15 protein-coding genes are annotated in these 18,563 nt (G+C 53.9%); 5 read left to right on the forward strand and 10 right to left on the reverse strand.

Annotation, left to right across the window (positions count from 1 at the left end):
* Positions 1 to 7: 7 nt before the first annotated feature.
* The 4 genes from OGY10_RS09535 to cecR are packed head-to-tail and all read right to left on the reverse strand — an operon-like array spanning position 8 to position 4,532.
* Positions 8 to 1,141: an ABC transporter permease gene (locus OGY10_RS09535; RefSeq protein ID WP_003831545.1), complete on the reverse strand. Its 1,134-nt coding sequence runs from the start codon at positions 1,139 to 1,141 to the stop codon at positions 8 to 10.
* Entirely contained in the window at positions 1,134 to 2,870 is a 1,737-nt protein-coding gene (locus tag OGY10_RS09540) for an ATP-binding cassette domain-containing protein (protein ID WP_032942768.1), read from the reverse strand. The genes OGY10_RS09535 and OGY10_RS09540 overlap by 8 nt, the downstream gene beginning before the upstream one ends.
* Positions 2,863 to 3,858, reverse strand: coding sequence for a secretion protein HlyD (hlyD, locus tag OGY10_RS09545; protein ID WP_008784196.1), 996 nt, complete (start codon positions 3,856 to 3,858; stop codon positions 2,863 to 2,865). The genes OGY10_RS09540 and hlyD overlap by 8 nt, the downstream gene beginning before the upstream one ends.
* Positions 3,855 to 4,532 carry a transcriptional regulator CecR gene (gene cecR, locus OGY10_RS09550; RefSeq protein ID WP_003831550.1) on the reverse strand — a complete coding sequence of 226 codons (678 nt, stop codon included), beginning with the start codon at positions 4,530 to 4,532 and terminating at the stop codon, positions 3,855 to 3,857. The genes hlyD and cecR overlap by 4 nt, the downstream gene beginning before the upstream one ends.
* Positions 4,533 to 4,753: 221 nt before the next feature.
* On the opposite strand from cecR, the gene rhlE reads away from it, so the two are divergent.
* The 4 genes from rhlE to OGY10_RS09570 all read left to right on the forward strand — a co-directional run bounded on the left by rhlE (position 4,754) and on the right by OGY10_RS09570 (position 10,593).
* A complete protein-coding gene (gene rhlE, locus OGY10_RS09555; RefSeq protein WP_032942769.1) occupies positions 4,754 to 6,100 on the forward strand; it encodes an ATP-dependent RNA helicase RhlE in 1,347 nt (448 codons plus the stop codon).
* A gap of 96 nt (positions 6,101 to 6,196) precedes the next feature.
* Positions 6,197 to 8,347: an ATP-dependent DNA helicase DinG gene (gene dinG / locus OGY10_RS09560; RefSeq protein ID WP_191226239.1), complete on the forward strand. Its 2,151-nt coding sequence runs from the start codon at positions 6,197 to 6,199 to the stop codon at positions 8,345 to 8,347.
* A 29-nt stretch (positions 8,348 to 8,376) separates the two neighbouring features.
* Positions 8,377 to 9,345, forward strand: coding sequence for a DNA-binding protein YbiB (gene ybiB, locus OGY10_RS09565; RefSeq protein WP_048214626.1), 969 nt, complete (start codon positions 8,377 to 8,379; stop codon positions 9,343 to 9,345).
* 162 nt (positions 9,346 to 9,507) lie between these two features.
* A complete protein-coding gene (locus tag OGY10_RS09570; RefSeq protein ID WP_100272726.1) occupies positions 9,508 to 10,593 on the forward strand; it encodes a malate/lactate/ureidoglycolate dehydrogenase in 1,086 nt (361 codons plus the stop codon).
* Positions 10,594 to 10,689: 96 nt separating this feature from the next.
* Here the strand turns inward: OGY10_RS09570 and ybiJ are convergent, their stop codons facing one another.
* From ybiJ to mcbA, 5 genes are all read right to left on the reverse strand, one after another.
* Positions 10,690 to 10,950, reverse strand: a complete 261-nt coding sequence (ybiJ, locus tag OGY10_RS09575) for a DUF1471 family protein YbiJ (protein ID WP_003831561.1) — start codon at positions 10,948 to 10,950, stop codon at positions 10,690 to 10,692.
* Positions 10,951 to 11,250: 300 nt separating this feature from the next.
* On the reverse strand, positions 11,251 to 11,517 hold the full coding sequence (locus tag OGY10_RS09580; protein WP_032942775.1) for a DksA/TraR family C4-type zinc finger protein: 267 nt from the start codon (positions 11,515 to 11,517) through the stop codon (positions 11,251 to 11,253).
* A 75-nt stretch (positions 11,518 to 11,592) separates the two neighbouring features.
* Positions 11,593 to 12,270, reverse strand: coding sequence for a PKHD-type hydroxylase YbiX (ybiX, locus tag OGY10_RS09585; RefSeq protein WP_137377809.1), 678 nt, complete (start codon positions 12,268 to 12,270; stop codon positions 11,593 to 11,595).
* A 43-nt stretch (positions 12,271 to 12,313) separates the two neighbouring features.
* The gene (locus OGY10_RS09590; RefSeq protein WP_032944356.1) at positions 12,314 to 14,599 is read right to left on the reverse strand and encodes a catecholate siderophore receptor Fiu; all 2,286 of its coding nucleotides are present in this window, start codon (positions 14,597 to 14,599) and stop codon (positions 12,314 to 12,316) included.
* A 292-nt stretch (positions 14,600 to 14,891) separates the two neighbouring features.
* A complete protein-coding gene (mcbA, locus tag OGY10_RS09595) occupies positions 14,892 to 15,152 on the reverse strand; it encodes a DUF1471 family periplasmic protein McbA (RefSeq protein ID WP_003831565.1) in 261 nt (86 codons plus the stop codon).
* Between the two features lie 210 nt (positions 15,153 to 15,362).
* Between mcbA and rlmF the strand changes: the two genes are divergently transcribed.
* Positions 15,363 to 16,289 carry a 23S rRNA (adenine(1618)-N(6))-methyltransferase RlmF gene (gene rlmF / locus OGY10_RS09600; RefSeq protein WP_191226237.1) on the forward strand — a complete coding sequence of 309 codons (927 nt, stop codon included), beginning with the start codon at positions 15,363 to 15,365 and terminating at the stop codon, positions 16,287 to 16,289.
* Here the strand turns inward: rlmF and ybiO are convergent.
* Positions 16,286 to 18,523: a mechanosensitive channel protein gene (gene ybiO / locus OGY10_RS09605; RefSeq protein WP_100272722.1), complete on the reverse strand. Its 2,238-nt coding sequence runs from the start codon at positions 18,521 to 18,523 to the stop codon at positions 16,286 to 16,288. The two genes, rlmF and ybiO, sit on opposite strands and share 4 nt — an antisense overlap.
* Positions 18,524 to 18,563: the final 40 nt, after the last annotated feature.

Consider the following 18,563-nt stretch of genomic DNA (forward strand, 5'->3'; position numbering starts at 1 on the left):
CACGAATTTAATCCAGCCGACGTTTGGTTTTAAGCCACGTCAGGCCAATAAACATCACCGCCGAAGCGATTAAAAACAGCACGTTGATAATCAGCACCACCGGAATATTTCCCGCCAGAAACAGGCTTTGCAGGGTACTGACGAAATAACGTGCCGGAATAATGTAGGTTACCGCCCGGATAATCGCGGGCATGCTGTCTATCTGGAAGATAAAACCCGACAGCATAATCGAGGGCAGGAAGGCGGCATTCAGCGCAACCTGCGCGGCGTTAAACTGGTTGCGGGTGATGGTGGAAATAAGCAACCCCATGCCGAGCGTACTGAGCAGAAACAGGCTGGTAATGAAAAACAAGATCAGCAACGAGCCGCGGTAGGGCACGCCAAGAATAAACACCGACACCAGCATACACAGCAGCATCGCCAGCATGCCCAGAAAGTAATACGGGATCAGTTTGCACAGTAGGAGTTCGACGCGGGTGACTTCTGTCGACAGCAGCGCTTCCATGGTGCCGCGCTCCCATTCGCGCGCCACCACTAATGAGGTGAGGATGGCGCCAATCACCGTCATGATGATGGTTACCGCTCCGGGAATAATAAAGTGCTGGCTGATGGCCGCCGGGTTAAACCAGTAGCGGGTTTGCACGTCGATCAAAGGTTTGAACGATTCCCCGCGATCTTCTGCCCGCTGTTGCTGCCAGATTTGCCAGATGCCTTCGACATAACCCTGCACAAAGTTGGCGGTATTCGGTTCGCTGCCGTCGGTGATCACCTGGATCGGGGCGACATCGTTAGGTCGCGCCATCTGCTGGGCAAAATCCACTGGGATCACCACCAGACCGCGAATGCGCCCGGCCTGCATTTTCTCAATCAGTTCCTGACGATTATCGCTGATGGTGGCGTCAATATACGGCGAACCGGTCATGGTATGGGTAAAATCCAGCGCCTCTTCACTCTGCTGTTCGAGCAAAATCCCTACCCGCAGCTTGCTGGAGTCGAGGTTGATCCCGTAGCCGAAGATAAACAGCAGCAGCAGCGGGATCACCACAGCAATCAGCCAACTGCTGGGATCGCGGACGATCTGGCGCGTCTCTTTCACGCACAGCGCGCGGACGCGACGCCAGGAGAGAGCGGAGTTACTCATGCGTATGCTCCTTATCCCAGTCATTGATTAGCGTGATGAACGCCTGTTCCATGGTCGGGTCCGGCGTGTCGCTGTCAGCAGCCTGAGTCTTCAGGTCGTCTGGCGTACCGCTGGCTATCAGTTTGCCGCGATACACCAGCCCGATGCGATCGCAGTATTCTGCCTCATCCATAAAGTGGGTGGTCACCATCACCGTGACGCCTTTTTCCACCATGCTGTTGATATGCAACCAGAACTCACGACGGGTGAGGGGATCGACCCCGGAAGTGGGTTCATCAAGGAACAGAATGTCGGGTTCATGCATCAGCGAGCAGGCCAGCGCCAGACGCTGCTTAAATCCCAGCGGCAGTTCATCGGTGGCGTGGGATGCGATACTCTTCAGGCCAAATGCCTCGCTCATACGATCGATTTTCTCTTTCTGCGCCCGACCGCGCAGGCCGTAGACGCCGGAGAAAAAGCGCAGATTCTGTTCAACCGTCAGGTTACCGTACAGGGAGAATTTCTGCGCCATATAGCCCAGATGCTGACGCGCTTTACCGGAGCTGACTTTCAGGTCCATATCCAGCACCAGCGCTTTGCCGGAAGTGGGGACCAGCAGGCCGCACATCATTTTAAAGGTGGTGGATTTGCCAGCGCCGTTGGGTCCTAACAGACCAAAAATCTCGCCGCGCTGCACGGCAAAGTCTACGTGGTCGGTAGCGGCAAAATCGCCAAATTTCTTGGTCAGCGCTTTGGCTTCGATCACCGTTTCGCCAGGCGTGCCTTCCACGGTATGCAGGATAGCGCCCAGCGGGGATTCCGATGTTCCGGCTCCGCCGAGTAAATCGATAAAGGCATCTTCGAAGCGGGGTGCGGTTTCGTTGATGGTTATCTCCGGCATGCCGTCAGCGTTTTGGATCTGCTGAGCAGTAGCCTCTTTTTTCAGGATTAAACGGACGGATTTGCCCTGAATCATTCCGTCGCTGACCAGCGGCAGCTTTAACGCGCGTTGCAGCAGTCGGCGGTTGTTTTCCTGCGGACTACTCATCAGGAAGCTGCGACCCGCCATGGTTTGCGTAAGCTGGGTGGGATCGCCCTGGTATAACAGTTCACCTTCGTTCATCAGCAGCACATCACGGCATTGCTCTGCTTCATCCAGATACGACGTACTCCAGAGGATCAGCATGCCGTCCCCGGCCAGCTCGTGGACCATTTGCCACAGTTCGCGACGGGAAATGGGGTCGACACCTACGCCTGGCTCATCCAGCAGCAACACTTTAGGTTCGCCAACCAGCGTACAGGCAAGCCCGAGCTTCTGCTTCATGCCGCCAGAAAGCTTGCCAGCCAGTCGTCCGGTAAATGGTCCCAGCGAGGTGAAGTCCAGGAGTCGGGCAAAGGTTTTTTCTCGCGCTTCACCGGTGACGCTGCGTAAGTCGGCATAGAGATTGAGGTTCTCCATGACGGTTAAATCTTCGTACAGACCAAATTTCTGCGGCATATAGCCCAGCACCGCATGTAGTGCGCTGTCGTCTTTGATGGGGTCAAAACCAATCACTTCAGCACTTCCGGCATCAGGTTTTAATAATCCCGCCAGCATTCGCATCAACGTAGTTTTGCCCGCGCCGTCCGGCCCGACAAGCCCGGTCACGTAGCCTGCATGAACGGTACAGTCGAGCGGGGCGACGGCTGGTTTTTCCATTCCGGCAAAGTTTTTCGTCAGCCCTTTAAGCGTAATGACGGCGTCATTCATGCCGTGCCTCATCGCCAAACTTTATCGTTACCGGCATTCCCTGGCGCAGCGCATCGTCCGCGTCGGTGACGACAATTCGCAGGCGATAAACCAGGTCGGTACGCAGGTCAGGAGTCTCGACCGTTTTCGGGGTAAATTCGGCGGTAGGAGAAACGAAGCCGATTTTGCCGTGATACGGTTTGTCCGGGCGGCCATCGGTATAGAGCAGGATCTCACGTCCTGGCTGCGCCTGGCTCAGATTTCGTTCGTCAACGTAAGCACGAACCCAAACCGGACGCGTGAGCGACAGCGTCAGTACCGTGCCCCCTTCGTTCAGCATGCTGCCGGGTTCAACTGCACGGGTGAGAAGCGTGCCGTCAGACGGCGAGGTCAGCGTGGTGTCATGCAAATTAAGCTCTGCCTGTGCCAGCTCGGCCTGAGCTTGTTCGAGCGTGGCTTTTGCCTGCTCGATGTCCTGCACACGATTACCGCTGCGATATTGCGTGAGTTTATCCTGTGCGGATTTCAGCGAAGCTAACGCCTGATCGCGAGATGAACGGGCGTTTTCCAGATCGTTGGCTGAAATGGTGCGGCTTTTCCACAATCCGACCTGCCGATTGTAAAAGTTCTGCGCGTAATCATAGGCGGCCTGCGCCTGTTTGACTGCCGCCGCGGTTTGCGCGATCTCTTCTTCGCGATACCCTGCCAGCATCAGATCGTATTGTGCCTGTGCGGCGGCAACGTTGGCTTTTGCCTGCATCAATGCGTTTTCATACGGTGCGCGGTCCAGTTCACCCAGCACCTGACCGGCGGTAATCGCATCGCCTTCGTCAACCGCCAGCGAGGCCAGCCTGCCGCCGACACGAAAACTCAGGTTGACGCTACGGATATCGACATTGCCGTACAGTGTTAAACCATTATCTTGCCGACTCTGATACCACCACGTTCCACCGGCAATCACGGCAACGAGGGCCGCGATAACCAGCCCGAGAACGACAGGTTTTTTCATGACTCCAGACTCCTTTGCGTTAAACCTTGCAGAATAAGATCGATGTGACAGGTGATCGTTTGGTCAATCAGCGCGGTTTTATCCTCATCGAATTGTGACCAGCCTGTACGCAACAGAATGGTTTCTTTCCCCAGACGAAAAGCCAGCACCTCGCCGAGTATGGCGTGGGTGTGCAGAATCATTTGGGTATCATTGGCATCGCCGCCCGTATAGGCGGCAATCAGGCGCGTCAGGTGTGTATGCAACGGATTGATAACCTGGTCGTGCACCAGTTGATAAGCCGCGGTGGGGGAAAGCTGTTCGCGCGAGATAAATTTGCTCAGGTTAACGGTGTCGTCCTGAGTTAACAGCATGATCATATTTTTGCAGGCGCGCAGGATCAGTTCGCGCATCGCGCCACGGTCCGGCTCAGGCTGGGCGAATAAACGCTCGGCCTCTTCAGCGTGCGGGCGAAACTGTGCACCGATAAAATCCGCAATCCACTGGGCGCAGGCGAGATATAAATCCTCTTTTGAGCCAAAATAGTAGGTGATAGCCGCAATGTTTTGCCCGGCCTGTGCAGCGATATCGCGCGTCGTGGCGTGCAGACCATACTCACCGAATTGCGCCAATGCGGCGGCAATGAGCTGGTTCTTCGCCTGTTCACCTTTGGTTGTCATGGTGGGTGTATTCATGGCACGACTCTGATCTTAATCAATCGATTGATTAAGATTATGACTGATGTGCAGCCTTGTCCAGTCCGGAGCGTTATTTTCCAGTGAAGGGATAATTTATGCGGCACATCACAAAAACTGCTACACTCCGCCCCTTCATGACATTGTGGTTTTTGTCATCTCTATTGTATGTATCTCCCTGAAAACGACACCGGTAACGGTCAGGGCGGTTCGGAGTTGTTATGTCTTTTGATTCCCTTGGTTTAAACCCTGAAATTTTACGTGCCGTTGCCGAGCAGGGTTACCGTGAACCTACCCCTATTCAGCAGCAGGCAATTCCTGCCGTGCTGGAAGGCCGCGATCTGATGGCCAGCGCCCAGACCGGTACGGGGAAAACGGCAGGTTTTACCCTGCCGCTGTTGCAGCACCTGATCACCAATCAGCCGCATGGTAAAAGCCGTCGTCCGGTTCGTGCGCTGATCCTCACGCCAACCCGCGAACTGGCGGCCCAGATTGGCGAAAACGTCCGTGATTACAGTAAGTATCTGAATATTCGCTCGCTGGTGGTCTTCGGCGGCGTCAGCATTAACCCGCAGATGATGAAGCTGCGTGGCGGCGTAGATGTGCTGATCGCTACTCCGGGTCGTTTGCTCGATCTGGAACACCAGAATGCGGTGAAACTTGATCAGGTTGAGATCCTGGTACTGGATGAAGCTGACCGCATGCTGGATATGGGCTTTATTCACGATATTCGTCGCGTTCTGGCAAAACTGCCGGCAAAACGTCAGAACCTGCTGTTCTCGGCAACGTTCTCTGATGACATTAAATCGCTGGCCGAAAAACTGTTGCACAACCCGCTGGAAATCGAAGTGGCGCGTCGTAATACCGCGTCAGAGCAGGTTACTCAGCACGTTCATTTCGTTGATAAAAAACGTAAACGCGAACTGCTGTCGCAGATGATTGGTCAGGGCAACTGGCAGCAGGTGCTGGTGTTTACCCGTACCAAACATGGCGCGAACCATCTGGCAGAGCAGCTGAATAAAGACGGCATCCGCAGTGCGGCTATCCACGGTAATAAATCTCAGGGTGCGCGTACGCGTGCGCTGGCTGATTTTAAATCCGGTGATATTCGCGTGCTGGTAGCGACCGACATTGCCGCGCGAGGTCTGGACATTGAAGAGTTACCGCACGTGGTGAACTACGAGCTGCCAAACGTCCCGGAAGACTACGTGCACCGCATTGGTCGTACCGGTCGTGCGGCCGCTACCGGCGAAGCGTTGTCTCTGGTGTGCGTCGATGAACACAAGCTGTTGCGTGACATCGAGAAGTTGCTGAAAAAAGAGATCCCGCGTATTGCGACGCCAGGCTACGAGCCAGACCCGTCCATTAAAGCTGAGCCGATCCAGAACGGTCGTCAGCAGCGTGGCGGCGGCGGTGGTCGAGGGCAGGGCGGAGCAGGGCGTGGACAGCAGCCGCGTCGTTCGGATGGCGGAGCGCCAAAAGCGAAGCCGCGTAATGGCGAAGGCAAACCGGCAGGTGATAAACCTCGTCCACCGCGCCGTCCGCGCAAACCGTCTGCAGCACAGTAATTGCGAGCCCGGCCGAAAGGTCGGGCTTTTCTTTTTGCGACACGGGATAGAAAGTGCCACAATAGTGGCTGTTTATACAGTATTTCAGGTTTTCTCATGGCACTAACGGCTGCGTTAAAAGCGCAAATCGCCGCCTGGTATAAGGCGCTTCAGGAACAGATCCCCGACTTTATCCCCCGTGCGCCGCAGCGGCAGATGATTGCTGACGTCGCGAAAACGCTCTCCGGGGAAGAAGGGCGGCATCTGGCGATTGAAGCACCGACCGGAGTGGGGAAAACCCTGTCGTATCTGATTCCCGGTATTGCCATCGCGCGTGAAGAACAAAAAACGCTGGTGGTCAGTACCGCCAACGTCGCTTTGCAGGACCAGATCTACAGCAAAGATTTACCGCTGCTGCGCAAAATTATCCCCGACCTGCGTTTTACCGCTGCGTTTGGTCGCGGACGCTATGTCTGCCCGCGTAACTTAGCGGCGCTGGCCAGCACTGAACCCAATCAGCAGGATCTGCTGGCTTTTCTCGACGATGACCTGACGCCCAACAACCAGGAAGAACAAAAGCGCTGTGCCAGGCTAAAAGGCGATCTCGACAGCTACAAGTGGGACGGGCTGCGCGACCACACCGATATCGCTATCGACGACGGACTCTGGCAGCGTCTGAGCACCGATAAAGCCAGCTGTCTGAATCGCAACTGTCACTACTATCGTGAATGCCCTTTTTTTGTCGCCCGCCGGGAGATTCAGGAAGCTGAAGTGGTCGTGGCTAATCATGCGCTGGTAATGGCGGCCATGGAAAGCGAAGCCGTTTTGCCGGAGCCGAAAAACCTACTGCTGGTACTTGATGAAGGCCACCATTTGCCGGATGTCGCGCGCGATGCGCTGGAGATGAGCGCAGAAATCAGCGCCCCCTGGTATCGACTGCAGTTGGATCTGTTTTGCAAATTAGTGGCTACCTGCCTGGAGCAGTTCCGCCCGAAGACCACGCCGCCGCTGGCGAATGCCGAGCGTCTGAACGGTCACTGTGAGGAATTGTATGAGCTGATTTCATCGCTCAATAACATTCTTAATCTGTATATGCCCGCTACCCAGGAGGCAGAACACCGCTTCGCGATGGGCGAATTGCCTACGGAAGTGATGGAGATTTGTCAGCGTCTGGCAAAGCTAACAGAAATGCTGCGCGGTCTGGCGGAACTGTTCCTCAACGATCTCAGCGAAAAAACCGGCACTCACGATATCGTGCGTCTGCATCGGGTTATTTTGCAGATGAACCGGGCGCTGGGCATGTTTGAGGCGCAAAGCAAACTGTGGCGGCTGGCATCGCTCGCGCAGTCGTCAGGCGCGCCGGTGAGTAAATGGGCGACGCGCGAGGTGCGTGACGGGCAGATCCACGTCTGGTTCCACTGCGTGGGGATCCGTGTGAGCGATCAGCTCGAACGACTGCTGTGGCGTAGCGTCCCGCATATTATTGTCACTTCCGCAACGCTGCGCTCGCTCAACAGCTTCTCGCGTTTGCAGGAGATGAGCGGTCTGAAAGAAAAAGCAGGGGACCGGTTTGTCGCGCTGGATTCACCGTTTAATCACGTTGAACAGGGCAAAATAGTCATTCCGCAGATGCGCTACGAACCGTTAATTGATAACGAAGAGCAGCATATCGCGGAAATGGCCGCCTATTTTCGCGAACAGCTGGAGAGTAAAAAGCATCAGGGCATGCTGGTACTTTTTGCCAGCGGTCGGGCGATGCTGCGTTTTCTTGAGCACGTTACCGATCTGCGCCTGCTGTTGTTGGTGCAGGGCGATCAGCCGCGCTACCGTCTGGTGGAGTTGCACCGCAAACGGGTGACCAACGGCGAGCGCAGTGTGCTGGTTGGGCTGCAATCTTTTGCTGAAGGTCTGGACTTGAAAGGCGACCTGCTGACTCAGGTGCATATTCACAAAATTGCTTTTCCGCCTATCGACAGCCCGGTGGTGATCACTGAGGGCGAGTGGTTGAAAAGTCTGAACCGCTACCCCTTCGAGGTGCAGAGCCTGCCTGCGGCGTCGTTCAATTTGATCCAGCAGGTTGGGCGACTCATCCGTAGCCATGGCTGCTGGGGAGAAGTGGTTATTTATGACAAGCGTTTATTGACCAAAAGCTATGGCAAGCGTTTACTAAACGCGTTACCCATATTTCCGATAGAGCAACCTGCTGTGCCAGACGTTATAGTAAAACCAAAAGAAAAAGCGAAACCCACGCGCCGCCGTCGGCGTTAACGATGCGAGCAACAGGCAAGGAGTTATCGATGGATTACCGCAAAATCATTAAAGAGATTGGGCGAGGAAAAAATCACGCGCGTGACCTGGATAAGGATACTGCTCGCGGACTGTATACCCATATGATGAACGGCGACGTACCTGACCTTGAGATGGGCGGGGTACTGATTGCGCTACGTATCAAGGGCGAAGGTGAAGCGGAGATGCTGGGCTTTTACGAAGCGATGCAAAACCACACCATTCGCCTGACTCCGCCGGTAACCAAACCCATGCCGATTGTCATTCCCAGCTATAATGGCGCACGCAAGCAGGCGAATCTGACTCCGTTGCTGGCAATTTTACTGCACAAGCTGGGTTTTCCAGTAGTGGTGCACGGCGTCAGTGAAGATCCAACCCGCGTGCTGACAGAAACCATTTTCGAACTGATGGGCATTACGCCAACGCTGCATGCGGGACAGGCACAGGCAAAGCTGGATGGTCATGAGCCGGTGTTTATCCCGGTGAGCGCGCTGTGTCCTCCGCTGGAGAAACAGCTGGCGATGCGCTGGCGCATGGGTGTGCGTAACAGTGCACATACGCTGGCTAAATTAGCCACGCCGTTTGCTGAAGATGCCGCGCTGCGTCTTTCCAGCGTGTCCCACCCGGAATATGTTTCGCGCGTGGCGAAGTTCTTCGGCGATATCGGTGGGCGCGGCCTGTTGATGCATGGTACCGAGGGCGAAGTGTATGCCAACCCGCAGCGCTGCCCGCAGATAAGCCTGATAGATTCATCCGGTGTGCGAGTGCTACAAGACCGACAGAGCGAGATGCCTGACGAGCCGGTACCGCTACCGGTAGCAAAAGACCCGGAAACCACCGCGCGCTGGATTGAGCGTTGTCTGGCTGGCAGTGAGCCTGTTCCGGCATCGTTGAAAATCCAGATGGCCTGCTGTCTGGTGGCAACCGGTGAGTCCGCCTCACTGGCTGAAGGACTTGCCCGCGTCGAGCAAAGTTTCTAAACCATTTGTTATCCCGACGGGCCTGTTGCCTGGCCTGTCGGTTCTCTCTTTTCGGCAATGTGAAATTTCTGCACGTTTATTGACCTCCAGCGCACCGTGGCGCAGCATAGTTTGTTGAAAAATAAGAAACACAACAAACACGCGACACAACAGGAGATAACAATGAACAGTGGACATCGCTTCCATGTGCCAACGCTGCACGCCTTTATCCAGGCCGTTTTTCATCAGATGGGAAGCAATGATCAGGAGGCGCGGCTGGTGGCCGACCATCTGATAGCCTCTAACCTCGCCGGTCACGACTCCCATGGCATCGGTATGATCCCAAGCTATATTCGTTCATTCTCGCAGGGGCATCTGCAGATCAACCGTCATGCCAAAGTGGTAAAAGATGTGGGGGCGGTGATTACGCTTGACGGCGACTGTGCGTTTGGTCAGGTGGCGGCGCACGAGGCAATCACGCTTGGAATCGAAAAAGCGCGTCAGTACGGAATCGCTGCCGTGGCATTACATAATTCGCACCATATCGGCCGTATTGGCTACTGGGCGGAGCAATGTGCGGCGGCAGGTTTTGTCTCGGTACACTTTGTGAATGTGGTGGGGATCCCGATGGTCGCACCGTTTCATGGGCGCGATAGCCGTTTTGGCACCAATCCTTTCTGCGTCGTGTTTCCACGTAAAAATACCTTCCCACTGTTGCTGGACTATGCAACCAGCGCCATCGCGTTTGGCAAAACCCGGGTGGCATGGCATAAAGGCGAGCCGGTGGCTCCTGGATGCCTGATTGATGTGGCGGGTGTTCCCACTACCGATCCTGCGGTAATGCAGGTTTCTCCGCTGGGGTCGTTGCTGACCTTTGCCGAGCACAAGGGGTATGCGCTGGCGGCGATGTGCGAAATTATGGGCGGTGCGCTTTCTGGCGGTAAAACCACACATGAAGAGAGCCTGCAGACCAGCGCGGACGCCATCATTAACTGTATGACCACCATCATTATGAATCCACAACTGTTCGGTGCGCCGGACTGCGACAACCAGGTCGCGGCATTTGCTGAGTGGGTAAAAGCGTCCCCGCATGCTGAAGATACCCCGATCCTGTTGCCTGGGGAGTGGGAGGTGAATACTCGCGAGGAACGGCTGGAACACGGTATTCCGCTGGATGCCGGAAGCTGGCAAGCGATTTGTGAGGCGGCACTGCAAATTGGGATGCCAGATGCCGTGTTGCAGGAATTCTGCCAACGGCTGGAAAAATAGGCAAAAAAAGCCCGTCCAGTGGCGGACGGGCAAACAAAGGGTAACAAACAGGGTCAATGAGGGTTGGAGCATTGGGTCGTACAGGTAATCTTTCGGTTATTTATAGATAACCGCGGTGCCGCTCATTTTGTCTTTGCCGATAGCGGAAGTGATGCTGTAGCCAGTTGCGCCAGCTGCATTCGCTTTCTCAGCCAGTTTGGCTTCCAGGCCGTCCAGCGTAGTGGCGCCGTCAGCAGATACCACACCAATTTTGTTCATGTTTTGAGCCTGAGTAGAGGAAACCGGCTCGGCAGCGAAAACGCCAAATGACAGGGTAGACAGGGCGATGGCAGCAACAGCAAATTTGATATTTTTCATGATTAATCTCTCGCAGGGTTGTTCTGTTAGTCAATGTTCTTTAAGAAGACGTTGTTCCGTCGATGTGATAAGTATCACGTTTTTTTTGGTGAGAGAAAATCGAATAGAATTGACGACATCAATCAAAAAAATTGAATGACAAATAACTTATTGAATATTAATAAATTCGAGTAAGGGATTTACAGTTCTTGTCATTGCGCTTTACAGAGAAGGCGACAACGGCACATTTTGCTACACAGGGTGCAAAAAAGCATGCTCGTAAAGGAAATCGTATGCGCTGAAACTTTTGGTAAAGATAAGTCAACGTAGCTGGCTGTCTTTCGAACCCCTGCGATTATATCCTGAAAATGCTGAGTTATGTGAATCTTTATCCTGTTGGCAGGTGATGCATAAGCGTACCCCTGGCACGGCCTCACGTCTGGCCTGAGGGATAGGATTGCCGCATTCTTCGCATTCATACAGACTTTCCCCCGTCGGTAACTCACCGCGAGCGCGGGCAACAGCATCTTCAATAGTATTGTTGATCTGTTCGTTAACCGCGTCGTCATTTGCCCATCCGGATGCCATGTGTACCTCCTGCTGATGTCTACAGACTAAGTATAGCGAAGGTGATGGCTGAAAAACGACCACGCGCCAGCAGTATCAGATTTCAGACCATTCGCGCAGCAGGTTATGGTAGAGATTGAGTAATGACAGGATCTCGCTGCTCTCCCCATGGCGAACCTTCAGGGATTGAATGTTTTTATCCAGTTCAAAAAGCATGGCGCGATTTTTGTCGTCACGGACCATCGACTGTATCCACATAAAAGACGCTACACGAACGCCATGGGTCACTGGCGTGACGCAATGTAGGCTGCTGGAAGGGTAAAGCACCAGATCGCCTGCCGGAAGCTTCACCGCATGCTGGCCGTAAGTATCATTGACCAGCAGTTCTCCCCCTTCATAATCATTCGGGTTACTCAGGAATAAAGTTGCGGAAAGGTCCGTGCGCATCCAGCCGTTTTGCGGATGGCTACGCACCGCACCGTCAACGTGAAAACCGTAGGTCTCGTTGTCCTGGTAGCGATTAAACAGCGGTGTGGAGAGCGTTTTCGGTAGTGCTGCGGCGAAGAAAAGCGCGCTGTTATTTATCGCAGTCTGTACCGCCTGTTGTAAAACGCCGTAGCGTTCACTTTGCGTATTCACCTGCTGGTTGTTTTTAACCTGCGCCCCCTGAGCGCCGGTGGTTGCGCGGCCATCAACCCAGTCGGCAGCGTCCAGTTGTTCGCGAAACCAGGCTACATCCTGCGCCGACAGAACGCCGGGAATGTGGTACATCATCAGTGTTTCTCCTGAAAGTGGGGCTTACGCCCCACGCGATGGATTAGAAATGCATATTGGCGGTGAGCAAGAAAGTTCTTGGCTCGCCCGGATGATAACGGTATCCACTCTTGTTTATGGAGGATACATAATCGGTGTCGAACAGGTTATAGACGTTTAGTTGGAAATCGAGATTGCGATTCACGCGATAGCCCAGTTTGGCGTCAGCGACCCAGTAACCTTCAGTGTAGGATGGCGTACCCACCGCACCATCGGAACCGCGATGCATACTACCCACGTAGCGAGCGCCTGCGCCAACGGAGATATCATCGGTAGCCTGATACTGGTTCCACAGCGTGAACGCATGTTCCGGTGTATATGGCAGGGAAGAGGAGCCATCCTGAGCAACGTTTTTACCGCTGTGGATGGTCGCGCGTTGTTGCGTGTAACCCCCAATAATCTGCCATGCGGGGGTGATGTTACCTGCTACCGAGAGCTCGTAGCCTTCAACGCGTTTCTCTCCGTACTGGGAATAGGTACCGTCGTCGTTCTGCTCAACTTCATTCTCAATATCTGTGCGGAAAATCGCGGCGGTTAACAGCAGGCGCTTATCCAGCACCTCCCATTTGGTGCCGATCTCGCTGGTTTTCGCTTTCTGCGGTTTGAAATCGGTACGGTTCGCACTGTTACCGCTGCCGCCCTGAGCAAGAGCAAAGTTGCTGCCGCCCGGCGGTTGCTGAGAAACGGCATAGTTGATGTACACGTTACCGTTATCGGTCAGGTGATACAGCGCGCCAGCTTTCCAGTTCACCAGATTGCCTGATTTGGCAGTATCTACAGTGGTGACCGGGGAACCTTTAGCCACGCCTGTCGGGCACGCGACTGCGCCGCGACCGGAAGCGCCGCAAGCGGTGGCGCTGTCATATTCAGTCCGGTAATTGTCGAGGCGAATACCACCGTTCAGCTCGAATTCACGGGTAATTTGTAGCGTATCAAAAGCGTATACACCGAAGGTATCTGTTTGCCCGTTAGCGTTGGCGCCGTTGCGAGACAATCCGCCGATATTCACATTGCTGTCGGGGTGATAGATATTCACCGGTGGTGGGGTGATCGGCGCCACGCCATAGTTGGTTTGTGTTTCGCGCGTCAGCTCCACGCCGGTGCTGATGTCGTGACCGATGGATCCCGTGTAGAACGTTGAGGTCAGGTTGGTCTGGTTGGTCAAGATCTTATTGCTGACATCCTTGGTATTTGCCAGGCGTGACCAGGTCCAGCTGTCGACGCTGCTGGTGGGTTGGGTGATGTTAGACGCGCCGCCCATCACCGCCGTCATCAGATAATCCTGTTTAATACGCGACCAGCGGGTGGTGTTGCGAATAGTGGTGCTGTCGTTCAGGTCATGTTCAAAACGCATCGTCGCGGTATCGGTTGTCGAATCGTCATAATCCGAGTTGGTACCGTAGAAATTATGCGTATCCACTTTGCCTGAATGATTCAGTGCAGAAGTCCCCGCAGAAGGTGCGGAATATCCCGGCAAGCCAATGGTAGGGATGCCGCCATCCGGTGTGTTGTGCTGGGTGACATGTAGATAGTTCAGGTACAGTCGATTCTCTGTGCCTAAGCCAAAAGCGAGAGAGGGGGCCACACCGTAGCGTTCATTCTTAACATTATCGCGACCAGCATCATGCGTTTTTTCACCCATCAGGTTTAAACGTGCGGCGGTGGTCTCGCCGATGACCTGGTTAATGTCCAGCGTACCACGGCGGAACCAGGCGCTACCGACGCTGGCTGACGCATCGATCCCGGAATCGGTGCGTGGCTGTTTGCTGATCATATTGATAGAGCCAGTCGGTGCGCTACGTCCATAGTCGGTACCGGAAGGACCTTTGATTACTTCCACCTGTTCGGTATTGAAGGTGTCGCGCGTGACGCTGCCAATATCACGGATACCGTCGATATAAATACTGTTCGAGGTATCCGCACCACGCATGTAAACCGCGTCACCGGTGCTGGAGTTACCGTTCTCACCGGCGAAAAATGCGCCAACGCCCGGGACGTTTTTCAGCGCGTCGGTCAGATTTGTTGCGCCTTGATCCTTAATCACCTGCTCAGAAATCACCGTCATGGTGCGGGTTGTATCCGCCACCGGCCGGGAGAATTTAGGGTCGGCAGACTGTGTTGGGGCGTACAGCGAAGGTTTGGCCGCTTCAACGACCAGAGTGTCTTCTTGTTTTTTATCCTGGTCGTCCGCAGCGACAGCCTGAGCTATAGGGGACAGGCCAATGCACAGACCGGCAAAAAAAGTCAGTGAGTGAAAGCTACTGGACGGCAAGTTGCGATTTTTATCCATGTTAATGAGTGACTTATTATTGTTTGAGTGGACGGTTTCACTCGCGCGAAGGGACATCTCTAAGGATGTTATACCCTGCAGGCCTCGCGGAAATGAATGTGTAATTGATAATGATTTTGATAAGCATTACTAATCAGTGCGACGTTTTAGCATTCATTACTTCAAAAATAAATACATTTGTTTACATTGGATTCAAAATTACTACACGGTGATTACAATTCGCACCGGGAATGACGTGAATTGCGGACAGAAAACTGCATTCGGGTTGAATGCAGTTGGGCTGAGATGGGGGTTACTTATAGATGGTTGCGGTGCCGTACATCTGATTTTTGCCGCCCGCAGAATCAACGACAAAGCCTTTTGCCCCTTGCTCTTTCGCTTTCTCTGCCAGCTTGTCTTCGAGGTCGCTCAGGTTAGAGGCGCCGGTAGCGGATACTGTGCCGGAAGCTTGTAGCTGACCGGTAGCTGGGCTGGTGTATGGCTGTGCAGCAAAGGAGGCAAATGTCATGCCGGAAAGTACGGTAGCAGCAAGTAATGTGAGGCATTTCTTCATGGTGATATCCTCTGAAAAACAACAGGTGTGCCTGATAAGTTTAGGTCGTCAGCGGATGACATTTACCGCAAAAAATTGGTGATGAGCTGTCTGTTTTTTGAACAATTAGTAAAGCGTCAAACAGGTGTAAAAAATCAAATTTCCTTGTTGTGTGTGTTTACCGCGTGGCGTTATGCGGGTATCTTACGCCGCTGTTAAAAGGAGAATGCTATGTCCGCCCAGAAACCGGGATTACACCCACGCAACCGCCACAATGGCCGTTATGATCTTGCGACTTTATGCCAGGTTACGCCCGAGCTGACGCAATTTCTCACCCTCACGCCAGGCGGCGAGCAGAGTGTTGATTTCGCGAATCCGCAGGCAGTAAAGGCGCTCAATAAAGCACTGCTGGCGCATTTTTATGCGGTGAAAAACTGGGATATTCCAGATGGTTTTCTGTGCCCGCCGGTGCCTGGTCGTGCTGACTACATACACCATTTGGCCGACCTGTTGGGTGAAACCAGCGGAACCATTCCGGCAAATGTGAGCGTGCTGGACGTGGGAGTGGGGGCAAACTGTATTTATCCACTGATCGGCGTGCATGAATATGGCTGGCGATTCACGGGTAGTGAAACCAGTAGCGAAGCGTTTAACAGCGCTCAGGCGATCGTCAACGCCAATCCGGGATTAACCCGTGCTATTCGTCTGCGTCGCCAGAAAGATGCAACGGCAATCTTCAACGGCATCATTCACAAAAATGAGCAGTATGAAGCCACATTATGTAACCCGCCATTCCATGATTCTGCGGCCTCAGCCCGTGCCGGAAGCGAGCGCAAACGCCGTAATCTGGGACAGGACAAAGACGATGCGCTGAACTTTGGCGGACAGCAGCAGGAGCTGTGGTGTGAAGGCGGTGAAGTGGCGTTCATCAAGAAAATGATTGCTGAAAGCCAGGCCTTTGGTCGCCAGGTGATGTGGTTCACCACGCTGGTGTCGCGCGGTGAGAACTTGCCTCCGCTGTATCACGCGTTAACGGATGCGGGCGCGGTGAAAGTGGTCAAGAAAGAGATGGCCCAGGGGCAAAAGCAGAGTCGCTTTATTGCCTGGACCTTTATGGATAACGATCAGCGTCGTCGTTTTATGGCGCGTAAACGCTAAAGCGTTGGCTCGGTTGGCGGTAGTGGTTCGCTTGCCGCCGACGCAGGACCATTCCCTGGTGCAGGTAACACTTGATACGTCTGTACCGGGGCGCGTATGTTGGCTAGATCGAAGTATTTCTTCACCTGGCTGTCGAGCGCAAAACGTACCGTCCACTGCTTCAGCGGCAAGGTGGTAAACGAGACCCGTAGCGTGAATGCCGTATTGGTTAATCCTACAATCCCGGCAAACGACGGCTCGCCGATAATCAACCCGCGAATATCATCTTTTTCCATCACCGCAGCAACCGCGTCTTTCAACGCCTGATTCGCTTTATCCGCATCCTCATGGCGGTCTACGTCGTAATTGGCGACGACCGATCCAATTCCACGCACAAAGTTGGCGAAGGTCGTAATCGATGACCAGGGAATGATATGGTACGCCCCGGTGTCCTGACGCACGCCCACAGAACGAATGGACATTCGTTCAACCGTACCGGTGAGTGGACCGATGGTCACCAGATCGCCGGTGTTCATGCCATTTTCAAACTGAATAAAAATCCCGGTAATAATATCTTTTACCAGCGTTTGCGAGCCGAAAGAGATAGCCAGCCCCAGCGCCCCTGCCCCGGCCAGTAAGGGGGCGATATTAACGCCAATTTCCGACAGCACAATCATGATGGTGATCGTGCTGATGATCACCGCCAGCGCATTGCGAAACAGCGTCAACAGGGTGCGGGTACGAGCGCTGGGTAGCGGGCGTCCGTGAATATCGGAAGCCAGACGGTTTTCAATCAGGCTGGCAAGGATCGTCCAGCCGATGGCGGAGAAGAATAAAATCAGCGCGATACGGATCAGAATATCCACCGTTTTTTCTCCTGCGCCGTAATGCAGCCAGTTCCAGAAGTCGAACAGTCCCCAGGCATTCAGTAGCAGCATCACCGCAACGCACACCGTCAGGATCCTGGCCACGCTTAACGCCGTCGACAGCCAGCCATTCAGCCGCTTTTGGAGTTCCGGATAGCTGCGCTGGGTGTGTGGCGAAAGGGTAATAGTTTTGGCTATCCAGCGGGAAAACATGCCGGAAACAAAGGCGGCAATTCCAATGATTACCAGGCTGCGCAGTGTAGCGCCCATCATGAATTTCAGGCTGTTGCCCGGATCAAACAGCGAAAAGAAAAACAGCACAATGAAGTAGGCACTGGCCAGCCAGTGCCATACCAACGCAAAGGCGCGGATAAACAGGCTGAAAAAAGCTAACGATCTTTCTGCCAGATTCTGTAAATGCAGCGTTATCTCTTTCTTATTTCTGAAAATCAGGTACAGCGCCCATAGCGTGATACACAGCATGATGATGACGTTGGCCATCGCGCCGACCTGCACATTGACCTGATTGGAGATAATGGGAACGGCAACTATAAGCCCGTAACCAATCAAACTGCTTAATGAACTCAAACGCCGATTCCAGTAGCGCGCACCGGCATCCTGAATGTTAAACGGACGCAGTTCGGCCACCTTTGGGCAAAATATCAGACGTAGAATGGCTTTGAAGAACTCAATCAGGGCAAAGGCATTGAGAAACAGGCTTTGCTGAAAGGTGATGGTGCGACTGCCCGCATTCATTCTGTCGCTCAGTATCTGCCCGACAAACAATGTCAGCGCCAGCAGAAGCAAATCAATAATGAATGCGCCAACGATCATCGCCGGAAGCTGCAGCCAGTTGCTGCGTTCGCGGTTTTTCCGCCGTGCCCATTGCCCCATTTTGCGATACAGCGGCAGCGCGCACAGGCGAATCAACCAGAAAAAACCGAACACTGACGCCGCCAGCATTAAAAAATGGGTCAGGGCATTGGTGAACGTTTGTGGGTTAAAACTCTTATGCGGTGCGTCGGTAATATTACGGTAAAGTTGGGCAAAGCGGCTGGAGAGCGCCTCACCGTAGTGCTGTGTGATATCCGTGACGTTTTCCAGCACCGTTTTTTCTTCTGTTAATGTGGGTGGAACAATGGTTGGCACCGGCTCGGCAGGGGGCGCTGTCGCCACTTTGCGTAACTGATCGATCAGTTCCTGACGTGAGGCGTCATTTTCCAGCACATCCGCCAGTGCGCCGTAGGCCGCTTTCTTCTGTTCAACATCCGGCTCTTTCGTTGGCGCGGTTTGTGCGTTGGTTGACGTTGGCGAGGTGACGCCAGGTATCGTCACCGCCTGAGCCGGAAGACTCAGCAGACAAACAAAGATGAACAGGATCCAGCGCATGACTCCTCCCATGAGAAAATAAATTCAAAAGGATAAGTAT

This window comes from Citrobacter sp. Cpo148 (genome assembly GCF_030332375.1).
Taxonomy (GTDB): Bacteria; Pseudomonadota; Gammaproteobacteria; order Enterobacterales; family Enterobacteriaceae; genus Citrobacter; species Citrobacter portucalensis.

Bases quoted from the DNA above. Each gene is read 5' to 3' on its own strand.
- ybiO (WP_100272722.1), bottom strand. From the start codon at position 18,523: ATGCGCTGGATCCTGTTCATCTTTGTTTGTCTGCTGAGTCTTCCGGCT.
- OGY10_RS09590 (WP_032944356.1), bottom strand. From the start codon at position 14,599: ATGGATAAAAATCGCAACTTGCCGTCCAGTAGCTTTCACTCACTGACT.
- cecR (WP_003831550.1), bottom strand. From the start codon at position 4,532: ATGAATACACCCACCATGACAACCAAAGGTGAACAGGCGAAGAACCAG.
- rhlE (WP_032942769.1), top strand. From the start codon at position 4,754: ATGTCTTTTGATTCCCTTGGTTTAAACCCTGAAATTTTACGTGCCGTT.
- ybiJ (WP_003831561.1), bottom strand. From the start codon at position 10,950: ATGAAAAATATCAAATTTGCTGTTGCTGCCATCGCCCTGTCTACCCTG.
- OGY10_RS09535 (WP_003831545.1), bottom strand. From the start codon at position 1,141: ATGAGTAACTCCGCTCTCTCCTGGCGTCGCGTCCGCGCGCTGTGCGTG.
- dinG (WP_191226239.1), top strand. From the start codon at position 6,197: ATGGCACTAACGGCTGCGTTAAAAGCGCAAATCGCCGCCTGGTATAAG.
- hlyD (WP_008784196.1), bottom strand. From the start codon at position 3,858: ATGAAAAAACCTGTCGTTCTCGGGCTGGTTATCGCGGCCCTCGTTGCC.
- rlmF (WP_191226237.1), top strand. From the start codon at position 15,363: ATGTCCGCCCAGAAACCGGGATTACACCCACGCAACCGCCACAATGGC.
- OGY10_RS09540 (WP_032942768.1), bottom strand. From the start codon at position 2,870: ATGAATGACGCCGTCATTACGCTTAAAGGGCTGACGAAAAACTTTGCC.
- ybiX (WP_137377809.1), bottom strand. From the start codon at position 12,270: ATGATGTACCACATTCCCGGCGTTCTGTCGGCGCAGGATGTAGCCTGG.
- OGY10_RS09580 (WP_032942775.1), bottom strand. From the start codon at position 11,517: ATGGCATCCGGATGGGCAAATGACGACGCGGTTAACGAACAGATCAAC.
- OGY10_RS09570 (WP_100272726.1), top strand. From the start codon at position 9,508: ATGAACAGTGGACATCGCTTCCATGTGCCAACGCTGCACGCCTTTATC.
- ybiB (WP_048214626.1), top strand. From the start codon at position 8,377: ATGGATTACCGCAAAATCATTAAAGAGATTGGGCGAGGAAAAAATCAC.
- mcbA (WP_003831565.1), bottom strand. From the start codon at position 15,152: ATGAAGAAATGCCTCACATTACTTGCTGCTACCGTACTTTCCGGCATG.